The organism is Streptomyces sp. NPDC008086 (assembly GCF_042957325.1).
In the GTDB taxonomy this organism is placed as follows: Bacteria; Actinomycetota; Actinomycetes; order Streptomycetales; family Streptomycetaceae; genus Streptomyces.
On the sequence record NZ_JBIBIA010000001.1, the window covers coordinates 1330320 to 1349211 of the forward strand.

18 protein-coding genes are annotated in these 18892 nt (G+C 68.4%); 13 read left to right on the forward strand and 5 right to left on the reverse strand.

The window, feature by feature from the left end:
• Positions 1–45: 45 nt before the first annotated feature.
• The 10 genes from ACFZBP_RS05565 to ACFZBP_RS05610 all read left to right on the forward strand — a co-directional run bounded on the left by ACFZBP_RS05565 (position 46) and on the right by ACFZBP_RS05610 (position 8390).
• On the forward strand, positions 46–309 hold the full coding sequence (locus ACFZBP_RS05565; RefSeq protein WP_383456703.1) for an acyl carrier protein: 264 nt from the start codon (positions 46–48) through the stop codon (positions 307–309).
• Positions 306–1568, forward strand: coding sequence for a diaminobutyrate--2-oxoglutarate transaminase (gene ectB, locus ACFZBP_RS05570; protein WP_391410190.1), 1263 nt, complete (start codon positions 306–308; stop codon positions 1566–1568). Before ACFZBP_RS05565 ends, ectB begins: the two co-directional genes overlap by 4 nt.
• A gap of 85 nt (positions 1569–1653) precedes the next feature.
• A complete protein-coding gene (gene ectA, locus ACFZBP_RS05575) occupies positions 1654–2193 on the forward strand; it encodes a diaminobutyrate acetyltransferase (RefSeq protein ID WP_391410192.1) in 540 nt (179 codons plus the stop codon).
• Positions 2194–2252: 59 nt separating this feature from the next.
• Positions 2253–3458 (forward strand): cytochrome P450, encoded by a 1206-nt coding sequence (locus ACFZBP_RS05580; protein ID WP_391410193.1) that lies wholly within the window; start codon positions 2253–2255, stop codon positions 3456–3458.
• Between the two features lie 24 nt (positions 3459–3482).
• On the forward strand, positions 3483–3680 hold the full coding sequence (locus tag ACFZBP_RS05585) for a ferredoxin (protein WP_234764268.1): 198 nt from the start codon (positions 3483–3485) through the stop codon (positions 3678–3680).
• Entirely contained in the window at positions 3677–4894 is a 1218-nt protein-coding gene (locus ACFZBP_RS05590; RefSeq protein WP_391410196.1) for an FAD-dependent oxidoreductase, read from the forward strand. The genes ACFZBP_RS05585 and ACFZBP_RS05590 overlap by 4 nt, the downstream gene beginning before the upstream one ends.
• A gap of 49 nt (positions 4895–4943) precedes the next feature.
• Positions 4944–5339, forward strand: a complete 396-nt coding sequence (locus ACFZBP_RS05595; RefSeq protein ID WP_383456716.1) for an ectoine synthase — start codon at positions 4944–4946, stop codon at positions 5337–5339.
• Between the two features lie 78 nt (positions 5340–5417).
• A complete protein-coding gene (locus tag ACFZBP_RS05600; RefSeq protein ID WP_383456719.1) occupies positions 5418–6194 on the forward strand; it encodes an NAD(P)H-dependent oxidoreductase in 777 nt (258 codons plus the stop codon).
• A gap of 73 nt (positions 6195–6267) precedes the next feature.
• On the forward strand, positions 6268–7446 hold the full coding sequence (locus ACFZBP_RS05605) for a DNA glycosylase AlkZ-like family protein (RefSeq protein ID WP_391410199.1): 1179 nt from the start codon (positions 6268–6270) through the stop codon (positions 7444–7446).
• 152 nt (positions 7447–7598) lie between these two features.
• Positions 7599–8390: an SAM-dependent methyltransferase gene (locus tag ACFZBP_RS05610; RefSeq protein WP_383456725.1), complete on the forward strand. Its 792-nt coding sequence runs from the start codon at positions 7599–7601 to the stop codon at positions 8388–8390.
• A gap of 76 nt (positions 8391–8466) precedes the next feature.
• Here ACFZBP_RS05610 and ACFZBP_RS05615 read toward each other — a convergent pair whose 3' ends face one another.
• A complete protein-coding gene (locus ACFZBP_RS05615; RefSeq protein WP_391410201.1) occupies positions 8467–9390 on the reverse strand; it encodes a TIGR03560 family F420-dependent LLM class oxidoreductase in 924 nt (307 codons plus the stop codon).
• Between the two features lie 249 nt (positions 9391–9639).
• Here ACFZBP_RS05615 and ACFZBP_RS05620 point away from each other — a divergent pair, with 249 nt between their 5' ends.
• Together ACFZBP_RS05620 and ACFZBP_RS05625 are read left to right on the forward strand one after the other, a co-directional pair.
• On the forward strand, positions 9640–9804 hold the full coding sequence (locus ACFZBP_RS05620; RefSeq protein WP_383456730.1) for a hypothetical protein: 165 nt from the start codon (positions 9640–9642) through the stop codon (positions 9802–9804).
• A 372-nt stretch (positions 9805–10176) separates the two neighbouring features.
• Complete coding sequence (locus tag ACFZBP_RS05625) at positions 10177–11412, forward strand: alpha/beta fold hydrolase (RefSeq protein WP_391410203.1); 1236 nt, start codon at positions 10177–10179, stop codon at positions 11410–11412.
• A gap of 326 nt (positions 11413–11738) precedes the next feature.
• Here ACFZBP_RS05625 and ACFZBP_RS05630 read toward each other — a convergent pair whose 3' ends face one another.
• The 4 genes from ACFZBP_RS05630 to ACFZBP_RS05645 all read right to left on the reverse strand — a co-directional run bounded on the left by ACFZBP_RS05630 (position 11739) and on the right by ACFZBP_RS05645 (position 14497).
• Positions 11739–12203, reverse strand: a complete 465-nt coding sequence (locus ACFZBP_RS05630) for a DUF6099 family protein (RefSeq protein ID WP_391410205.1) — start codon at positions 12201–12203, stop codon at positions 11739–11741.
• Between the two features lie 213 nt (positions 12204–12416).
• On the reverse strand, positions 12417–12743 hold the full coding sequence (locus ACFZBP_RS05635; RefSeq protein WP_383456741.1) for a nucleotide pyrophosphohydrolase: 327 nt from the start codon (positions 12741–12743) through the stop codon (positions 12417–12419).
• Entirely contained in the window at positions 12727–13995 is a 1269-nt protein-coding gene (locus ACFZBP_RS05640) for an AAA family ATPase (RefSeq protein WP_391410208.1), read from the reverse strand. Before ACFZBP_RS05640 ends, ACFZBP_RS05635 begins: the two co-directional genes overlap by 17 nt.
• A gap of 82 nt (positions 13996–14077) precedes the next feature.
• The gene (locus tag ACFZBP_RS05645; RefSeq protein ID WP_062719538.1) at positions 14078–14497 is read right to left on the reverse strand and encodes a cell division protein SepF; all 420 of its coding nucleotides are present in this window, start codon (positions 14495–14497) and stop codon (positions 14078–14080) included.
• Between the two features lie 337 nt (positions 14498–14834).
• Here ACFZBP_RS05645 and ACFZBP_RS05650 point away from each other — a divergent pair, with 337 nt between their 5' ends.
• Positions 14835–18776, forward strand: coding sequence for a molybdopterin-dependent oxidoreductase (locus ACFZBP_RS05650; protein WP_391410382.1), 3942 nt, complete (start codon positions 14835–14837; stop codon positions 18774–18776).
• Positions 18777–18892: the final 116 nt, after the last annotated feature.

Here is an 18892-nt window from a genome sequence, read left to right on the forward strand (position 1 = left end):
CGCACCCGACCACAGCAACTCCTCACCAGACGTAAGGACATGACCATGGACCGCCAGAACGTTCTCACCGCCCTGGAGAAGGCCCTCACCGACGTCCTGGAGCGCCCCGTCACCGGTCTGACCGGCGATGTGAAGCTCTTCGACGACCTGCACCTCGACTCCACCACCATGCTGGAGATGCTGATGTCCCTGGAGGACTCCATCGGCCTGGTCGTCGACCCGGAGGACCTGGACGCGGACGACTTCGTCTCGGTGGACACCTTCACCGACTTCGTACTCGCCTCACAGCAAGGGCAGGTCGCGGCATGACACTCACCCAGCCCGACCTGAGCGTCTTCACGACCCTGGAGTCGGAGGTACGCAGCTACTGCCGCAACTGGCCCACCGTGTTCGACCGTGCTCGGGGCAGCCGTATGTACGACGAGGACGGACACGAGTACCTCGACTTCTTCGCCGGCGCCGGATCGCTCAACTACGGCCACAACAACCCGGTGTTGAAGCGCGCCCTGCTCGACCACCTGGAGCGCGACGGCGTCACCCACGGCCTGGACATGTCGACCACGGCCAAGCGCACGTTCCTCGAGTCCTTCCAGAACATGATCCTTCGGCCGCGGGACCTGCCGTACAAGGTCATGTTCCCGGGCCCGACGGGCACCAACGCCGTCGAAGCCGCTCTCAAGCTGGCCCGCAAGGTCAAGGGGCGCGAGACGGTCGTCTCCTTCACCAACGCCTTCCACGGCATGTCGCTGGGCTCCCTGGCAGTGACCGGCAACGCCTTCAAACGGGCCGGTGCCGGCGTGCCGCTGGTGCACACCACTCCCATGCCCTTCGACCACTACATGGACGGGAAGACACCCGACTTCCTGTGGTTCGAGCGGTTGCTCGGGGACCACGGCTCCGGGCTGGACCGGCCGGCCGCCGTGATCGTGGAGACGATCCAGGGCGAGGGTGGCATCAACGTGGCTCGCCCGGAGTGGTTGCGCGCCCTCGCTCTTCTCTGTCAGGAGCATGACATGCTGCTGATCGTCGACGACATCCAGATGGGCTGCGGCCGCACCGGAGCGTTCTTCTCCTTCGAGGAGGCCGGCATCACGCCGGACATCGTCACTGTCTCCAAGTCGATCAGCGGGTACGGACTGCCCATGTCCCTGTGCCTGTTCCGACCGGAACTGGACGTCTGGGAGCCGGGCGAACACAACGGCACGTTCCGCGGCAACAACCCCGCCTTCGTCACCGCGGCCGCCACGCTCAACGCCTACTGGCACGACGACAAGCTGGAGCAGCAGACGCTGGCACATGCCCAGACCATCGAAGCCGCGCTCCGCGACAGCGCCGCGCACCACAGCGGATCCGGCTACCGCGGCCGCGGGATGGTCTGGGGCCTGGAGCTCTCCGATCCCCGGCACGCCGGCCGCGCCGCACGCCGGGCCTTCGAACTCGGACTCCTCATCGAGACCTCCGGAGTACATGGCCAGGTCGTCAAGCTGCTGCCGCCGCTGACCATCACCGCCGACGACCTCGACGAAGGACTGCGCATCACTCAACGCGCGGTCTTCGAAACGGCATGACCGCGCCCGGTACCGCCGACAGCGAAAGGACCCACCCCACCATGATCGTCCACTCCCTCCCGACAGAAACCGAGGCGGTCTGACCATGACGATCACCACTGCCTCCGCGGCCGACACGGTCCAGGCCACCGTCGCCGACAAGCAGGCGATCTTCCGGGCACCGGTGCCCGAGGACGGCCCGGCCGTGTGGAAGCTGGTCGAGAACACCCCCGGCCTGGACTCCAACAGCCTCTACTACTACACGCTGTGGTTCCGGGATTTCGCCGACGGTTCACTGGTTACGACCGTGAACGACGAACTCGTCGGCTTCCTCACGGGCTATCGCCGCCCTGACGAGCCCGACACGTACTTCGTCTGGCAAACCGCAGTCAATTCGCGCCACGGCATTCCCTTCCTCGGCGTGAAGCTCTTCCAGGCCGCGGCCGACCAGCAGGTGGCCAAGGGCGTCCGGTACGTCGAAGCCACGGTCTCGGCCGAGAACAAGTCGATCATCATGGTGCTGAAGCAGTTCGCCAAGAAGTACTCGGCGCCCATTGAGACTCGCGTGCTGTTCCCCAGCAGCCTCTTCGCCGACAGTCACCACGACGAGGTGCTCTACCGTATCGGCCCCTTGAGTGCCGATTGATCCGATCAGCGACGAACGATTCGATCAGCACGGAATTCGACGATTGGGAGTCGTCTGCCATGGCACAGCAGCCCACAACTCTGTACCTCGACATCAGCCACGAACACTTTCGCATGGACTCGGCGGAAGTACGGAAGGCGCGAGCGACACATTGGTACGCACGAACCGACTGGGGCATCGCCGTCCTCTCCTACGAGGACAGCAGCTTCCTCCTGAAGAGTCCTCGTCTGACACAGGGGTCCGCCAAGTGGCCGGCTCAACACGGAGTGGTCGACGGGCACTTCGACCGTTGGTGGCAGAAGACCCTGCTTGTGCTGGAGGGCGCCGAGCACAACAGGATCCGACGCCTGGTCAATCCGGCGTTCTCGCCGCGCCGGATCGAACCGCTGCATTCGCGGTTCGAATCACTGGCGGACAGCCTCATAGACGAATGGATCGATGACGGTCGGACTGAATTCGCCAGTCGCTTCGCGGCACCGTATGCGACCAGGATTCTGTGCATACTGCTGGGTATCGACGAGCACGACTGGAAGAAGATCCATGAGCTCGCGTCCACGATCGGGCTCGGACTCGGTGTCACCATCCAGGAAAACATCGCACGGATCGACGACGCCATCAGCGAACTCACTCAGTACGCCGAGTTCCTGGTGCAAAGTCGGAGGGACTCGCCTCAGAACGACATCCTGAGCACCCTGGTGCAGACGAGGGACAAGGACGCCGGCAAACTCTCGGATCAGGAACTGATCAATCTCATCATCCTGCTCATTTTCGCAGGGATAGACACGACCCGAAATCAACTGGCCCTGTCTGTTGAAGCTTTTTCGAAGCAACAGGACCAGTGGGAGAAGTTGGCCGCACATCCTGATCGCTACTCCGCCAAGGCAGTCGAGGAAGCGCTTCGCGTAAATCCGATCGGCCGATGGATCTCACGCGAGGCGGCCGAGACGTTCCAGCACAAGGAGCGGACGATCGAGAAGGGTACGACACTCCATCTGTTCACCCTGACATCGGCCACTGATCCGGCCGAATTCGACAACCCGGACCGCATCGACCTCGACGCCGACCGTTCACCCCACTTTGCGTTCGGTGGCGGCCTGCATCACTGCCTTGGGCACTTCGTCGCCAGAGCAGACATAGGTGTGGCTCTCTCGGCGTTGGCTACGCGAATGACCGATCTGCGGGTGGGAGAGGATGCCGAGTGGCTGCCTGATTCCGGAAACACTGGCGCGAACAAGCTGCCGATCACCTTCACCCCGCGTTCCTGAATCACGTTCACGTTGGAGGAAATTGTGAAGATCTTCGTCGATCGAATCAAGTGCCAGAACCACGGGCTGTGCGCAATTTCGGCTCCGGCCAACTTCGAGCTCGACACCGATGGGGAGCTTCAGTATCACGAGTCGTTCGATGAAGAGCACATCGACGACATCGAGGACGCCATCGACTCCTGCCCGCTGCAGGCAATCCTTTTGAACCGTGATGCCGCATGACTGGTGGAGAGCCGCTCATCGGCATTGTCGGCTCCGGCATAGCCGGCCTGCGAGCGGCCAAGGCTCTGCTCAGGTGCAAGGTCGACGCCAGGATCGTCATCTTCGGAGATGAGGTCCACCGTACCTACAACCGGCCGGGTCTGACGAAGAGGCGGTACCCGTTGTCGGACACCCCCGAAATGGCCATCGCCGAGGACCTGAAGGTCAATGGAGTCGAACACAAGGCTCTGACCTGGCGTCTCGACACCAGAGTCGAGAGTGCGGACCTGCGTAACAAGGTGCTGGGTCTGAGCACAGGCGAATCCTTCGCATACCACGCTCTCGTCATTGCCGCGGGTGTGCGCCCGCGCACCTCGGTCGAGGGCACCAACGAGTGCACGTTCCATACGCACAGAACCCTGCGGAGTCTGGACGATGCGCAGCACATCCATAACGAGCTTCAAACCAGCAAAAAAATCACGATCGCAGGCGCCGGATTCGTCGCTTGCGAGCTGGCCTCACTGGCCAAGGAGTACGGTTGCGAAGTCGTCATGCTGGAAGCGATGCGAAACGGGCCGTTCGAGAACATCCTCGGTAAGCGCATCGCAATTGCACTGCGACGTTGGATCACACAGAATGGCGTCACGTTCCTCACGGGCGATTCCGCGAAGGAACTGCTTTGCCGCCGCTCGGACGCGTCGAACCTGGAATTCTCGTCGAACCGTTCCCTCTTCATTGAGGCGATCGGCAGCGTTCCCAACGTGGAATGGCTGCAGGGAAACGGACTGGACCTGTCTGACGGGGTACGCGTCGATGAATACATGCGCGTGCCGGAGTGCGAGGACGTGTTCGCGGCCGGGGATATAGCTCGTTACCCCGACCCGTGGACGACGGAAAGCCTCACACGTATGGAATTCTGGAAGAACGCGATCGACACCGGCGACCTTGCGGGTAGGTCTGTCGCGTCGTCTCTGGGCCACGATTCAAAAACCTCCCGCATCGGATACTTCCCCAGCATAGCCACCGAGGTCTTCGGACTGCGCGTCCAGATCGCCGGCAACCCGAAGATATCCGACTCCATGGAGCTCGTCTGTGGAGATCTGGACCAGTTGGACTGCGGCGTACTCGTCAAATTCCTGCGAGCGGAGGTAATGGTCGGAGTCGCTTACCTGGACAAAGGCGCCCGGTTCAACAGCGTCTATATAGAGCTGCTGAAATCACTGAAAGCGCACTAGAAACAGGCTCGGTTCATGTCGTACATGAAGAATGATCAGGAGGACTGTCATGCAGGTTCGTAGGCTTTCGGACATCGAAGGCACGGAACGGGATGTCACGGCTGCAAGCGGCGCGTGGCGGAGCAAGCGTATTCTGCTCGCATCGGACGGATTCGGCTACTCCGTGTCCGAGACGGTGGTCTACGCCGGAACGGAAACCGACATCTGCTATGCGAACCACGTAGAAGCGGTGTTCTGCATCTCCGGCAAGATGATTCTGATTGACCGGGACGAGAACGAAGAGCACATCATCGAACCCGGCACCCTGCACATTCTGGATGATGCCGACAACCACACGATCAAGCCGATTGTGGACAGTACCTTTCTGTGCATCTTCACGCCGGCGCTCACCGGACGTGAGGATCATGACGAGAACGGGGTCTATCCACTGCTGACGGAGGCATAGAGGCATCGAGCCCAGATCGCATGAGTCCCCGTCAGTTTCTCGGCGGGGACTCTGTGTTCGTATGCAAGAAAGGAACCGATGGTGAAAGTCCTGTGGCTCACCGCTCATCCCGAACCCCGTTCCCTCAACGGCTCCCTGCATCGCGACGGCGTCCGGTTTCTCGAAGAGCAGGGGCACGAGGTCCGCACCAGCGACCTGTACGCGATGAAGTTCAACCCGGTCGTGACGGCCAGCGATTTCTCCCACGCGGAAGGCGATCGGCTGATCGTCGGTCAGGCGGCACAGGAAGCCGTCCGCCGAGGCGCTCTGGCTCCCGATATCACCGCCGAGCACGAGAAGCTGTCCTGGGCGGACACTCTGATCGTGCAGTTCCCTCTGTGGTGGTACGGAATGCCCGCCATTCTCAAAGGTTGGTTCGACCGCGTCTTCGTGGGCGGTTTCGCCTTCGGCATCCACGACGCCCAGGGACGCCAGCTGCGCTACGGCGAAGGCGCGCTCGCCGGCAAGCGGGCTATGGTCATCGTCAGCTCCGGCGCCCGCGAGGCGAGCCTGGGACCGCGCGGTATCAACGGTGAGCTGGACGACCTGCTCTTCCCCCTTCAGCACGGCACTCTGTGGTACGCGGGCATCGACGTCCTCCCACCGCTGCTGGTGCACGGGGCCGACCGCATGGACGTAGCCGCCTACACCCTCCACGCCAACGCCTTGCGCGCACGTCTGAGGCACCTCCCGCACACCGAACCGCTGCCCTTCCGCCACCAGAACGGCGGCGACTACGACGAAGACCTGATCCTGCGCCCCGAACTCAGCCCACACATCACCGGATTGGCCGCCCACTACCGCATCGAGAGCTGAGCACGACCGGCAAACGCTCCAAGACCACGAGGTGCCTTCACTTGATCGTCATGCTGACTCCTAGGCTGCGGCTATGCCAGAACTGACCCTCACCGCCGACGAGGCGCGCCGGATCTTCCTGCGCGCGCAGGGCCTGCTCGGATCTCCGTACGGCAGGCGCGCCGATCCCCGGGCCGTGCTGCGGCACCTGGGCGCCGTACAGCTCGACACCATCTCCGTGCTGGCCCGCTCGCACGAGCTGGTGCCCTACGCCCGACTCGGCGCGGTGGGCCGCGGCGCGGTGGAGGCGGCGTACTGGCAGCAGACCCGCGCGTTCGAGTACTGGTCGCACGCCGCCTGTGTACTCCCCATCGACACCTGGCCGTTGTACGCCTTCCGGCGCCGGGCGTTCGTCGAACGGGGCCACCGTTGGCACAAGATGGCCGACAGCGAACGCTCCTGCGCCGAGGTGCTGGCCCGGCTGCGCGGCGAGGGCCCGATGACGGCCACCGAGCTGGGCGGCGCGAAGAACGGCGGCCCCTGGTGGGACTGGTCGGAGTCGAAGATCGCCATCGAGTGGCTGCTGGACACCGGTGTGGTCGTCTGCACCGAACGCCGGGGCTGGAAGCGGGTGTACGACCTGGCCGAACGGGCGGTGCCCGCCGAGCTGCTGGCGCAGGACCTGGACGACGCGGCCTGCCTGCGCGAGCTCACCACGCGGGCCGGGGCGGCGCTGGGGGTGGCGACGGTGAAGGATCTGGCGGACTACCAACGGCTGACGGTGGAACAGATCCGCTCGGCGCTGCCCGGCAGCGGGCTGGTCGAGGTGACGGTGGCCGGCTGGGGCAAGGACGGCAGTGCGGCCGCCGCCTGGGCCGACCCCGTCGCCCTGGCCGAACAGCCGCGCGGCCGCCACCGCACCACGCTGCTCTCGCCCTTCGACTCACTGGTGTGGGACCGGGCGCGCACCGAACGGGTCTTCGGCTTCACCCACCGCCTCGAAGCGTATGTCCCCAAGGAGAAGCGGGTGCACGGCTATTTCGCGATGCCGCTGCTCGCGGGAGGGCGTCTGGTGGGCAGGGTGGATCCGGCACGCGAGGGGCGGACCCTGGTGGCGCGTCAGATCTCGCTGGCGGGCGCCACACACGTAGCGGCTGCGGCGAAAGCGCTGCGGGAGGCCGCCGAGTGGGTCGGCTGCACACACGTACGCGCCGAGCGGGTGCTGCCCGAAAAGCTCGCCGCACCGCTTGCCACCGCGCTCGCCTCGTCCTGATCAGCCGATTCGCACCGGCGTCGGGTCGCCCGCCGACCGACTCACCGTACTGAGCGGGCGACCCACGACCCGGGAATCTTCGCTAGCCTCCCGAGCGTCCAGGCGTTCGAACAACGTACGCCTGAGCGCCCACGTAGAAGCGGAGGCCTCCCATGACAGACACCGGGTTACGGCTGGACACCAGCAAGCCCCACTCGGCTCGTATGTACGACTACTTCCTAGGCGGCAAGGACAACTACCCGGTCGACGCGGAGGCGGCCGAGCAGGTGGTCTCCCTCTTCCCCGACGTACGGGACATGGCACGGACCAACCGCCGCTTCATGCACCGCGCCTCCCGGCTGCTGGCCGAGCGAGGCGTACGGCAGTTCCTCGACATAGGGACCGGCATCCCGACCGAGCCCAACCTCCACCAGATCGTGCAGGGGATCACCCCGGACGCCCGCGTCGTGTACGCCGACAACGACCCGATCGTCCTGCGGCACGCCGAGGCCCTGCTGCACAGCACACGCGAGGGAAGGACCGCCTACGTCCACGGCGACGTACGGGAGCCGGGAAAGATCCTCGCGGAGGCGCGCAAGACCCTCGACTTCAGCCGGCCGATCGCGCTGTCCCTGGTGGCGCTTCTGCACCTGGTGCCGGACGAGGACGAACCGGCGCGGATCGTCGGCGAGTTGATCGAGCCGCTCGCGCCCGGGAGCCATGTGACGCTGTCGCACGCGACCGGGGACTTCGACCCGGAGACCTGGGAGCGCGTCGTCGAGGTCTACCGCAGGGGCGGCACCCCGGCCCAGGTGCGCTCGCACGAAGCCTTCGCCGCCTTCTTCACAGGCCTCGACCTGCTGGCCCCCGGCGTGGTGCTCGCCGCGAACTGGCACCCCGAACCGGGCGAGCAGGCCGGGTCCGACGACATACCGCTGTACGTGGGGGTCGCCCGCAAGCCATGACAGGACCGCGTCCGGCGGATCACACCGGGAACGACCCGATCCGCCGGACGGCACCACGAACTCCGCCGTGTCGGCCCTACGACAGCTGCGACTGCACCTGGGAGGAGATCAGCTCCAGGTGGTCCAGGTCATCGAGGTCGAGGACCTGGAGGTAGATCCGCTGCGACCCGGCCTCCTGGTACCGGCCGATCTTCTCGACGACCTCGTCCGGGGAACCGGCCAGCCCGTTGAGCCTGAGCTCGTCGACCTCACGCCCGATGGCGGCGGCGCGCCGGGCGATCTCCTGCTCGTCCTTGCCCACGCACACCACGAGGGCGTTTGAGTAGACGAGGTCGTCGCCCTTGCGCCCGGCCGCCTCCGCCGCGGCACGGACCCGGCCGAACTGCCGCTCGCTGTCCTCGACCGAGGCGAACGGCATGTTGAACTCGTCGGCGTACCGGCCGGCCAGGCGCGGCGTGCGGGTGGCGCCGTGGCCGCCGATGAGCACGGGGATCTTGTTCTGCGCGGGCTTGGGCAGGGCGGGCGAGTCGCTGAGCGTGTAGTGCTCGCCCTTGAAGTCGAAGGTCTGCCCGACCTGTGTCGCCCACAGTCCCGTGACGATGGCGAGCTGCTCCTCCAGCCGCCCGAACTTCTCCTTCGGGAACGGGATGCCGTACGCCTTGTGCTCCTCCTCGAACCATCCAGCGCCCAGGCCGAGTTCGACGCGGCCGCCGGACATCTGGTCGATCTGGGCGACCTGGATGGCGAGCACGCCGGGCAGGCGGAAGGTGCCGGCGGTCATCAGGGTGCCGAGCCGGATCCGCTTGGTCTCGCGTGCGAGACCGGCAAGCGTGATCCAGGCGTCGGTGGGGCCGGGAAGCCCGTCACCCGAGCCCATCTTCAAGTAGTGGTCCGACCGGAAGAAGGCATCGAACCCGAGATCTTCCGTGGCCTTCGCCACGGTGAGAAGGGTGTCGTAGGTGGCCCCCTGCTGGGGCTCGGTGAAGATGCGAAGATCCATGCCTCCATCCTGCACGCCGCGGCGTCCGTCAACCGCATGAGGCTCCCTGCCCCTCGCGTCCCCGGTCGGGTGAATTCCGTCAACGCCCCGTGTCGGCCGCTGCCCGGGCCAGTGACCGGCCCCGACGGTGATCGTTGGCTCGAACGGAGCCGGACCGCCCGGCGCCCGCCACCGTCCTTGTCGACCGTCGGGGCGTCACCGTGTCGGCCCGCTGCCATTGGGGGGGGCCGGAGGCCCGAGGAGGCCGTCATGTCCGAGGAACTCGCACCACAGCAGACCGCCGGTGCCGGTCAGCCCAAGGGGCTGCTGCAGCAGATGGAGGAGCTGATGGCTGCCCTGAACGCGGACCTGTCTGCCCTGGACGCGGACCTTCAGTCGACGGGGGCATCTCGACCGGACGGCGACGCGGGCTGACCACCGGGGCGGCTTTCGCCCCCGCCGCCCCTACCCGTCCCATCTCCAGGGGCTCCGCCCCTTCGACCCCGCCATGGGGCTGCGCCCCCTGGGCCCCCATCGGCCTTCGGCCTCGTCCCCAAACGCCGGACGGGCTGGAGGTGCCTGGGACGGCGTGGCGCCCTGCGGGTGGGTGGGGGCTCGGGACGGACCTCGTCCTCGAACGCCGGACGGGCTGGAAGTGCCTGGGACGGCGTGGCGCCCTGCGGGTGGGTGAAGGCTTGGGACGGCCTCGTTCCCAGACGCCGGACAGGCTGGAAGTGGGCCGGTACCGTGGCCCCATGTGGCATGGTCGCGTCGTCGGAGTCGCTGACGGAGGGTTGGAACCACGCCATGACCACCCCGCATGCCTTTCCCCTGGAGCCCACCCCGATCCATGTGCCCGACCGGGTCCTCGACGACCTGCGCGGCCGGCTCGCGCGGACCCGGCCGCCGTTGGACGAGGGCAACGAGGACTGGTCCTACGGTGTCCCGGACAGCTATCTGCGTGAGTTGGTCGCCTACTGGCGGGACGGCTACGACTGGCGCAAGGTCGAGGCCGACATCAACGCCTACGAGCACTACGAGGTGAGCGTCGCAGGGGTTCCGGTGCACTTCATGCGCAAACCGGGCCGCGGGCCCCGCCCGATCCCGTTGATCCTCACCCACGGCTGGCCGTGGACGTTCTGGCACTGGTCGAAGGTGATCGACCCGCTCGCCGACCCGGCGGCGTTCGGCGGTGATCCCGCCGACGCCTTCGACGTCATCGTGCCGTCCCTGCCCGGCTTCGGCTTCCCGGGTCCGCTCACCGGCTTTCCGGACGTCAACTTCTGGAAGGTCTCTGACCTCTGGCACACCCTGATGACCGAGACGCTGGGATACGAGAAGTACGCCGCCGGGGGCTGCGACATCGGCGGGATCGTCTCCAGCCAGCTCGGCCACAAGTACCCCGACGAGCTCTACGGCATCCACATCGGCTCCGGGCTGCCGCTCGACTTCTTCACCGGCCCCCGCGCCTGGGACTTCGCCCGCAACCGCCCCCTGACCGACGACCAGCCCGCCGACGTCCGCGCCCGCATCATCGACCAGGACCACCGGTGGGCTTCCCACCTCGCGGTCCACATGCTCGACGGCGCCACCCTGGCCCACGGACTGAGCGACTCTCCGGCCGGACTGCTCGCCTGGCTCCTGGAGCGCTGGAACGCCTGGAGCGACAACGGCGGCGACGTCGAATCCGTCTTCACCAGGGACGACCTGCTCACTCACGCCACGATCTACTGGGCGAACAACTCCGTCGCCACGTCGATGCGTTACTACGCCAACGCCAACCGCTACCCCTGGACCCCCGCCCACGACCGCACCCCCGTCGTACAGGCCCCGGTCGGCCTCACCCTCGTCACGTACGAGAACCCACCCGGCATCCACACCGCCGACGAGCGCGTCCAGGTCTTCAAGTCCGGCGCCCAGGCCGCCTGGTTCAACCACGTCAACGTCAACGCCCACGACCACGGCGGCCACTTCATCCCCTGGGAGAACCCCGACGCCTGGGTGAGCGACCTGCGCCGCACCTTCCACGCCCGCAGGCCCTGAGTACGCCCTCCCCACACGGCGCCGCGGTCGCCCGCGGCGGCAAGGGGACGTGTCGGGGGGTGTCCGCCCGCAGAGTCCGGTGTCAACACACGGCACCTCCCGCGCAAGTCCGAGCACCGGACCGAGGACGGACACCCTCCGGCACGGCCCCGACCCACCACCCCACCGAACCGCGCTACACGCATCCCCCACCGGACAGCAACAGGCCACCGCAGGCATTCCAGGGGCGCGGGGCCGTATCGATATGCGGCTCCGCCGCGTGGGCGCGACCAGCCCCCATCCACCGCAACAGGCCGCCGCAGGCACCCCGCCCCAACCGCCGGAGGTCACCCCGCCTCCGGCACCACCTCATCCCGATCCGCAAGTCTCCGCAGCATCTCCAGCACCCGATCCCGGGACTCGTCCGCCGCGTCGATCGCTTCCACGCACTGCCAGTACGTCGTCTCGTCGTCCGCCCCACTGGCCATCCCGACCAGCGCGATCCCCACCTCACCCAACAGGCTCCCCAGATGCATCAGCGCCTGCCGCGCATCCCCCAACTCCGTGAGCTGGGCGGCCCGTAAGTCCCCCTCCGCCAGATCCGGCGTGTCCAGGACACCGCACCCCCGCCCCGCCAACTCCGTCAACCCCAGCGCCTCGCCCCGCAGTTCAGGTGGGCCGAAGACCGCGAGCCGGCTGCCGATCGCCTGAGCGAGGGCCTGCGCCTGCCACACCTCGGTCATCATCTCCGGGACGCCCTTGCTCCCCGCCAGCGCCCGCCTGCTCGTCACGATCAGCCGCACCGCGTCCATCCGCAGTCCCCGTCTGTCCCGACGCGCTGCCCACGCGTCCGCCCGAACTCCCTGGTTCACTACCCAGAGTGAAGGCCCTTGAGACGAAAAGCCAGAGGAAGACGGAAATCTGCGGACAACTTTTCAGCTACAACGCATCCAGCAACCACAGAGAGTGAAAACGGAGCGCGCTCCTCCCCCACCCTCCGGTACCGCCAGACCTCCACCAGCCCCCTACGGCGCCGGAAACCTCCGCTCGTTCCGATCGATCTTCGCGTCCAACGCCGCCAACGGATCGATCCCGAGCACCTCGCACAGCTGCAACAGATACGCCAGTACGTCCGCGACCTCGTCGGTCACCCGCCCCGCGCTCTCCGCGTCGTCCATGACCCGCGAGGACTCCTCCGGCGTCATCCACTGGAAGATCTCCACCAGCTCGGACGCCTCGACGCTGAGCGCCGCGACGAGGTTCTTCGGCGTGTGATACGGCTGCCAGCCCCGCACGGCAGCGAACTCGGCCAGCCTGCGCTGAAGCCCGGCCACATCAAGAGGTTCGGTCACGCCCCAGGTGTACCACCGTCACGGAATCCCCCTCCGCCAACCCCGCCACATCACTCACGGCCCCCACCACCCGGATATGCCCCCGCTCGCACATCCGCGCCGCGAGCCCCGTCAACTCCCGCCGCTGCACCGGATCCAGCCCCCGGTCGAACCCGTCCACCAGCACACCCAACGTCTGCAGGGCCGCAGGCACCTCGCCCACCGGATCGACCTCCAGCACCCCGGGCCCCGTCAGCAGCACCAACGCCAGCGCGAGATACCGCAACTCCCCGTCTCCCAGCCGCCCGAGCTCCGTTCGCACCCCGTCCCCCCGGTCCAGCACTCCCCGCACCGTCCCGTCCCCCACCACCTCACCGACCACGTCGGCCACCGCCCCCGCACATCCCGCCCGCACCGCCGCCACGAACTGCGCATGCCGCCGCCCGCACTCGGCGCGCGTCCGCCACAGCACCTCGGCGAGGTTGTCGCAGGCCCCGAGCAACCGCCCCGACCCGATCGGCACCGGCGCCCGCATCCGATCCGGCCGGGGATCACAGGCGTAGACCGACCGCAGCGCCACGACCATCTGCTCGGCCGCCGCGAGCACCCGCCGCTGCCCGTCCGTCTTCCCGGCCACCCGCAGCGGTAGCAGGGCCGTGGCGAGCCGGTCGTCCGGCAGGGGCGCCCGCGTGACCGGGGACTGACCGGCCGTGTGCCAGGCGGCCTGCACACAGGGCCGGCTCGGATCGCGCAGGGCCGTCTCCAGCAGCACCACGCCGCCCGCGCTCAGCCGCTCCCCCACGATCCGCAGTTCGGGCTCGGCCTGCACGGCGACATCGAGCCGCACCGGCCCCTCGGGGCCGTCCACCGTGCACCCGATACGGAAGCCGCGCCGCCGCTGGGCGTCGGGCCGGGCCCTTTCCGGAACGTACGCGACGGGGTCGGGGAACACCTCCCCCACCTCGGCACCGCCGCCCAGCCGGGCCAGGGCCTCGTACGCCCGTAACGCGGTCGTCTTGCCGGACCCGCTCGGCCCGGCGAGGAACGTGAGCGCCCCGAGCGGCAGCGCTGCCCGCCGAAGCCCGGCGAAGGCCGACAGCCGTAACTCGGTGACACGGGGCCGGTCGGGGTACGTCTCGCCGCTCACGGAGTCACCCGCGGACTCGCCCAAGGAGTTTTCCGCGGAGGGCGGCCGAAGCCCGGGCGCCGCACCCCCACGGCACCCCTGAGGCGGCACGGACAGGGCACGGGAGACAGAGGACGGCACGGCCATGTCCGGACCGTAGGCCCCGGCCGCTCAGGCGAACCGTTCCCCCGCGGCACCCTTCCTACGATCGGGGGACCGCCCGGCACCCTCAGGTGCCCGGCACCCCCGCGCCTTCCATCAGCCCGCTCACCTCGGTCCCGGGCGGCGTCAGCAGGAACACGTTCCGGTCCACCCGGTGCATCCCGCTCGCCAGCCCGAAGACAACGCCCGTGCTGAAGTCGAGCACCCGCTTGGCGACCTCGGTCTCCGCCCCCGTCAGATCCAGCAGCACCGGAATCCCCGCCATGAGCGTCTCGGCGACGTCGCGGGCGTCGGCGAACACGTTGACCCGCAGGACGACGAACCGGCGGCGCGGTTCCGTCGCCGCCTCGGGAGGCACTCGGTGGTCCACCGCGGACGGCCAGGCGTCACGTCCACGCAACGGCACGACCTGGGCGAGCCCCTCCCACTGTTCATCGGTGACGTCGTGGCTGTTCACCGGCTCCCCCCGAGTTGATTTGCCTTCCATGCCTGCACCAGCCAATTCTTACGCCAAGTCACCCGTTCGGCCCAACAGCGACACGGTCCGCGACCGCACCGAACCCGTCCCGTACGGCTCCACTCCCCCTCACATCGCCCCATCGGCGACTGTGTGGCCGACGTAACTCCTCATGATCAAGGGATGTGACATCGACGTAACGGGCAATTCGTACGCTTCACGTACCACCCCGACCGCCGGAGAAGGGCAGCGCGTGATCTCGACCACCTCCCCGACTCCGGCCTCCACGGCTCCGTCCTCCACGACTCAGGTGCGGACGGTCTGCACGTACTGCGGGGTCGGCTGCGGGGTCCTGCTGGACGTCGGGATGGGGCCCGACGGGCGGCGTACGGTCCTGAAGGCCTCCGGGGACAAGGCGCACCCGGCGAACGCGGGACGGCTGTGCACCAAGGGCGCGACGACGGCCGAGATGCTCGCGGCGCCCGGGCGGCTGACCACCGCCCTGGTCAGGGACGACCGGGGTGAGGAGCCGGTGCCCGCCCCGGCCGCCGACGCCATCGCCGAGACCGCCCGCCGGCTCCGCGCGATCATCGACGAGCACGGGCCGGACGCGGTCGCCCTCTATGTGTCCGGGCAGATGAGCCTGGAGGCGCAGTACCTGGCGAACAAGCTGGCCAAGGGGTTCATCCGCACCAACCAGATCGAGTCGAACTCGCGGCTGTGCATGGCCAGCGCCGGGGCGGGATACAAGCTGTCGCTGGGGGCCGACGGGCCGCCGGGGTCCTACGAGGACTTCGACAAGGCCGATGTGTTCCTCGTCGCCGGTTCGAACATGGCCGACTGCCACCCCATCCTCTTCCTGCGGATGATGGAGCGGGTCAAGGCGGGCGCCAAGCTCATCGTGGTCGATCCGCGGCGCACCGCCACCGCCGCCAAGGCCGACCTCTTCCTCCAGATCAAGCCGGGCACCGACCTCGCGCTCCTCAACGGTCTGCTGCACCTGCTCGTCGAGAACGGTCACACCGACCCCGACTTCATCGCCGCGCACACCGAGGGCTGGGAGGCGATGCCCGCCTTCCTCGCCGACTACGCGCCGGCCGCCGTCGCGGAGATCACCGGACTCGCCGAGGACGACCTGCGGGAGGCGGCCCGGCTGATCGGCGCGGCGGGTGAGTGGATGAGCTGCTGGACGATGGGGCTCAACCAGTCCACGCACGGCACCTGGAACACGAACGCCCTGGTCAACCTGCATCTGGCGACGGGTGCCATCTGCCGACCGGGCTCCGGGCCGTTCTCGCTCACCGGGCAGCCGAACGCCATGGGCGGGCGTGAGATGGGGTACATGGGGCCGGGGCTGCCGGGGCAGCGGTCCGTGCTCGTCGAGGCCGAGCGGGACTTCGTCGAGGAGCTGTGGCAGCTGCCGCCGGGCACGCTGCGCGCGGACGGCGTCGGCAAGGGCACCGTCGAGATGTTCCAGAAGATGGCCGATCGCGAGATCAAGGCCTGCTGGATCATCTGCACCAACCCCGTGGCCTCGGTCGCCAACCGCCGGACCGTCATCGAGGGGCTGGAGGCCGCCGAGTTCGTCGTCACGCAGGACGTCTTCGGGGAGACCGAGACCAACGCGTACGCCGATGTCGTGCTGCCGGGTGCGATGTGGACGGAGGGCGAGGGTGTCTTCGTCAACAGTGAGCGCAATCTGACGCTGACCCGGGCCGTGACCGACCCGCCCGGGGAGGCGATGGCGGACTGGCGGATCATCGCGGCCGTGGCGTGCGCGATGGGGTACGAGAAGGGGTTCTCGTACGACAGCGCCGAGGACGTCTTCGAGGAGATACGGCGGGCCTGGAACCCGGTGACCGGCTGGGATCTGCGCGGAGTGACGTACGAGCGGCTGCGGGAGACGCCCGTGCAGTGGCCGGCCGCCGAGGTGGACGGTCCGCAGCGCAATCCGATCCGGTACGTCGACGCGGACGGCGGGCTTCGCTTCCCGACCGCGACCGGGCGTGCCGCCTTCCATGCCCGGCCGCACATGCCGGCCGCCGAGCTGCCCGACGACGACTACCCGTTCGTACTGAACACCGGGCGGGTGCAGCACCAGTGGCACACGCTGACCAAGACCGGGAAGGTCGCCAAGCTCAACAAGCTGAACCCGGGGCCGTTCGTGGAGGTGCACCCGAGGGACGCGCGGGAGCTGGGGATCGCCGACGGGGACCGGGTGGAGGTCGCCTCGCGGCGGGGGCGGGCGGTGCTGCCGGCCGTGGTGACGGAGCGGGTGCGGCCGGGGGACGCGTTCGCGCCGTTCCACTGGAACGATCTGTTCGGGGAGTACCTGAGCGTCAACGCGGTGACCAGCGACGCGGTGGACCCGATCTCCTTCCAGCCGGAGTTCAAGGTGTGCGCGGTCTCCCTGACCAGGGTGGCGGCTCCTGTGCAGGAGGGGCCGGTGGAGGCGCTGACGCCGACGGCCGTCACACCCGGCTCCGCGGGTCCCTTCGGTCTGGAACCCTCCCCGCCCCCCGTCCTGACCGCCCAGGAACGCCTCTATCTGACCGGCTTCCTCGCCGGCATCGGGACCGGCGCACCCGGCATCCCCGTCCTGCCTCCGGACGCGCCGTTCAGCCCCGAGCACGCGCTGTGGGTCAACGGCGTGCTCGCCGGGATGTACTCCCGGACGGCGGCGGAACCCGTCACGCGTGACGGTCGTGAGGTCGTCGTGCTGTGGGCCTCGCAGACCGGCAACGCCGAGGAGTTCGCCACCGCCACCGCCGAGCGACTGGACGCGGCGGGGCACAGGGCCACCCTGGTCGGCATGGACGAGGCCGATGTCCCCGCGCTCGCCCGTACGGCCGACCTCCTCTTCATCACCAGCACGTTCGGTGACGGTGACGCCCCGGACAACGGGTCGGGCTTCTGGGACACGCTGTCCGACGCGGAGGCTCCGCGGCTGGACGGGGTGCGGTACGCCGTACTCGCTTTCGGCGACTCGTCCTACGACGACTTCTGCGGCCACGGGCGGCGGCTCGACGCGCGGCTGGGCGAACTGGGCGCGGTGCGCATGGCGCCCCGTACGGACTGCGAACCGGACTTCGAGCCTTCGGCCGGGCTCTGGCTCGACCAGGTGCTGACGGCACTGGGCGGCACAGCGACACCCGCTGCCCCGAAGCCGGACGGGAAGCCGAAGGCCGGCCGCAAGCCCCCCGCCACCACCGCCCGGCTCGTCGGCAACCGGCTGCTCAGCCGGTCCGGCGCGGGCAAGGAGGTGCGGCGCTTCACGTTCGACACGAGCGGGACCTCGCTGACGTACGAGGCGGGCGACGCGCTCGGCGTGCGGCCGGTCAACTCGCCCTCGCTGGTGGCGGAATGGCTGGCGGTGACCGGCGTCGACGGGGCGACGCCGGTGGAGCTGGACGGCGTGGGCGGGACGTCGTTCGCCGAGGCTCTGCACCGGCACCTCGACATCACGCGGATCACCCCCGATCTGCTGCGCTTCGTCGCCGAACGCGTCCGCGACGACCGAGAGTTGCGCAGGCTGCTGCGGCCGGACAACAAGGACGGTCTGGCGCAGTGGAGTTGGGGTCGGCAGGCGGTGGACGTCATCGCCGAGCACTCCGTGCGGGCGGGCGCCGAGGAGTGGGCCGGGGTGCTCAGGAAACTCCAGCCGCGGCTGTACTCCATATCGTCCAGCCCGCTCGTCGACCCGCACAGTGTCTCGCTGACGGTCTCCGTCGTGCGGTACGAGAACCTGCACGGCCGGGCGCGCGGCGGGGTCTGCTCGCCCTTCCTCGCCGACTCCGAACCGGACACGGAGGTGCCGGTCTTCGTGCAGCGCTCCCCGCACTTCCGTCCGCCGTCGGACGCCTCGACGCCGATGGTGATGGTCGGTCCGGGTACGGGGGTCGCGCCCTTCGTCGGCTTCCTCGAGGAGCGGCGGGTGCTCGGGCACCGGGCGCCCAACTGGCTGTTCTTCGGCGAGCAGCACCGGGCCAGTGACTTCTACTACGAGGACGAGCTGACCGCGCTGCTCGACGAGGGCACCCTGGCCCGCCTCGACACCGCGTTCTCCCGGGACCAGCGCAACAAGGTGTACGTCCAGGACCGGATGCGCGAGCACGGCCCCGAGCTGTGGCGCTGGCTCCAGGACGGCGCCCACTTCTACGTCTGCGGCGACGCCTCGCGCATGGCCAAGGACGTGGACCGGGCGCTGCGCGACATCGCGGTCACGCACGGCGGGCTGGACGAGGCGGAGGCGGCGGCGTACGTGAAGCAGCTGGCGGCGGCGAAACGGTACGTACGGGACGTGTACTGACCGCCGGGAGGACGGCCCCCGGCAACCTTCTCACCCGCCTCACACCGGACTCTTCACCTCCCTCGGCACCCCGCTCACCAGGCCTGATTACCGTCCGGTGCCGTGCAGTCGGCAGC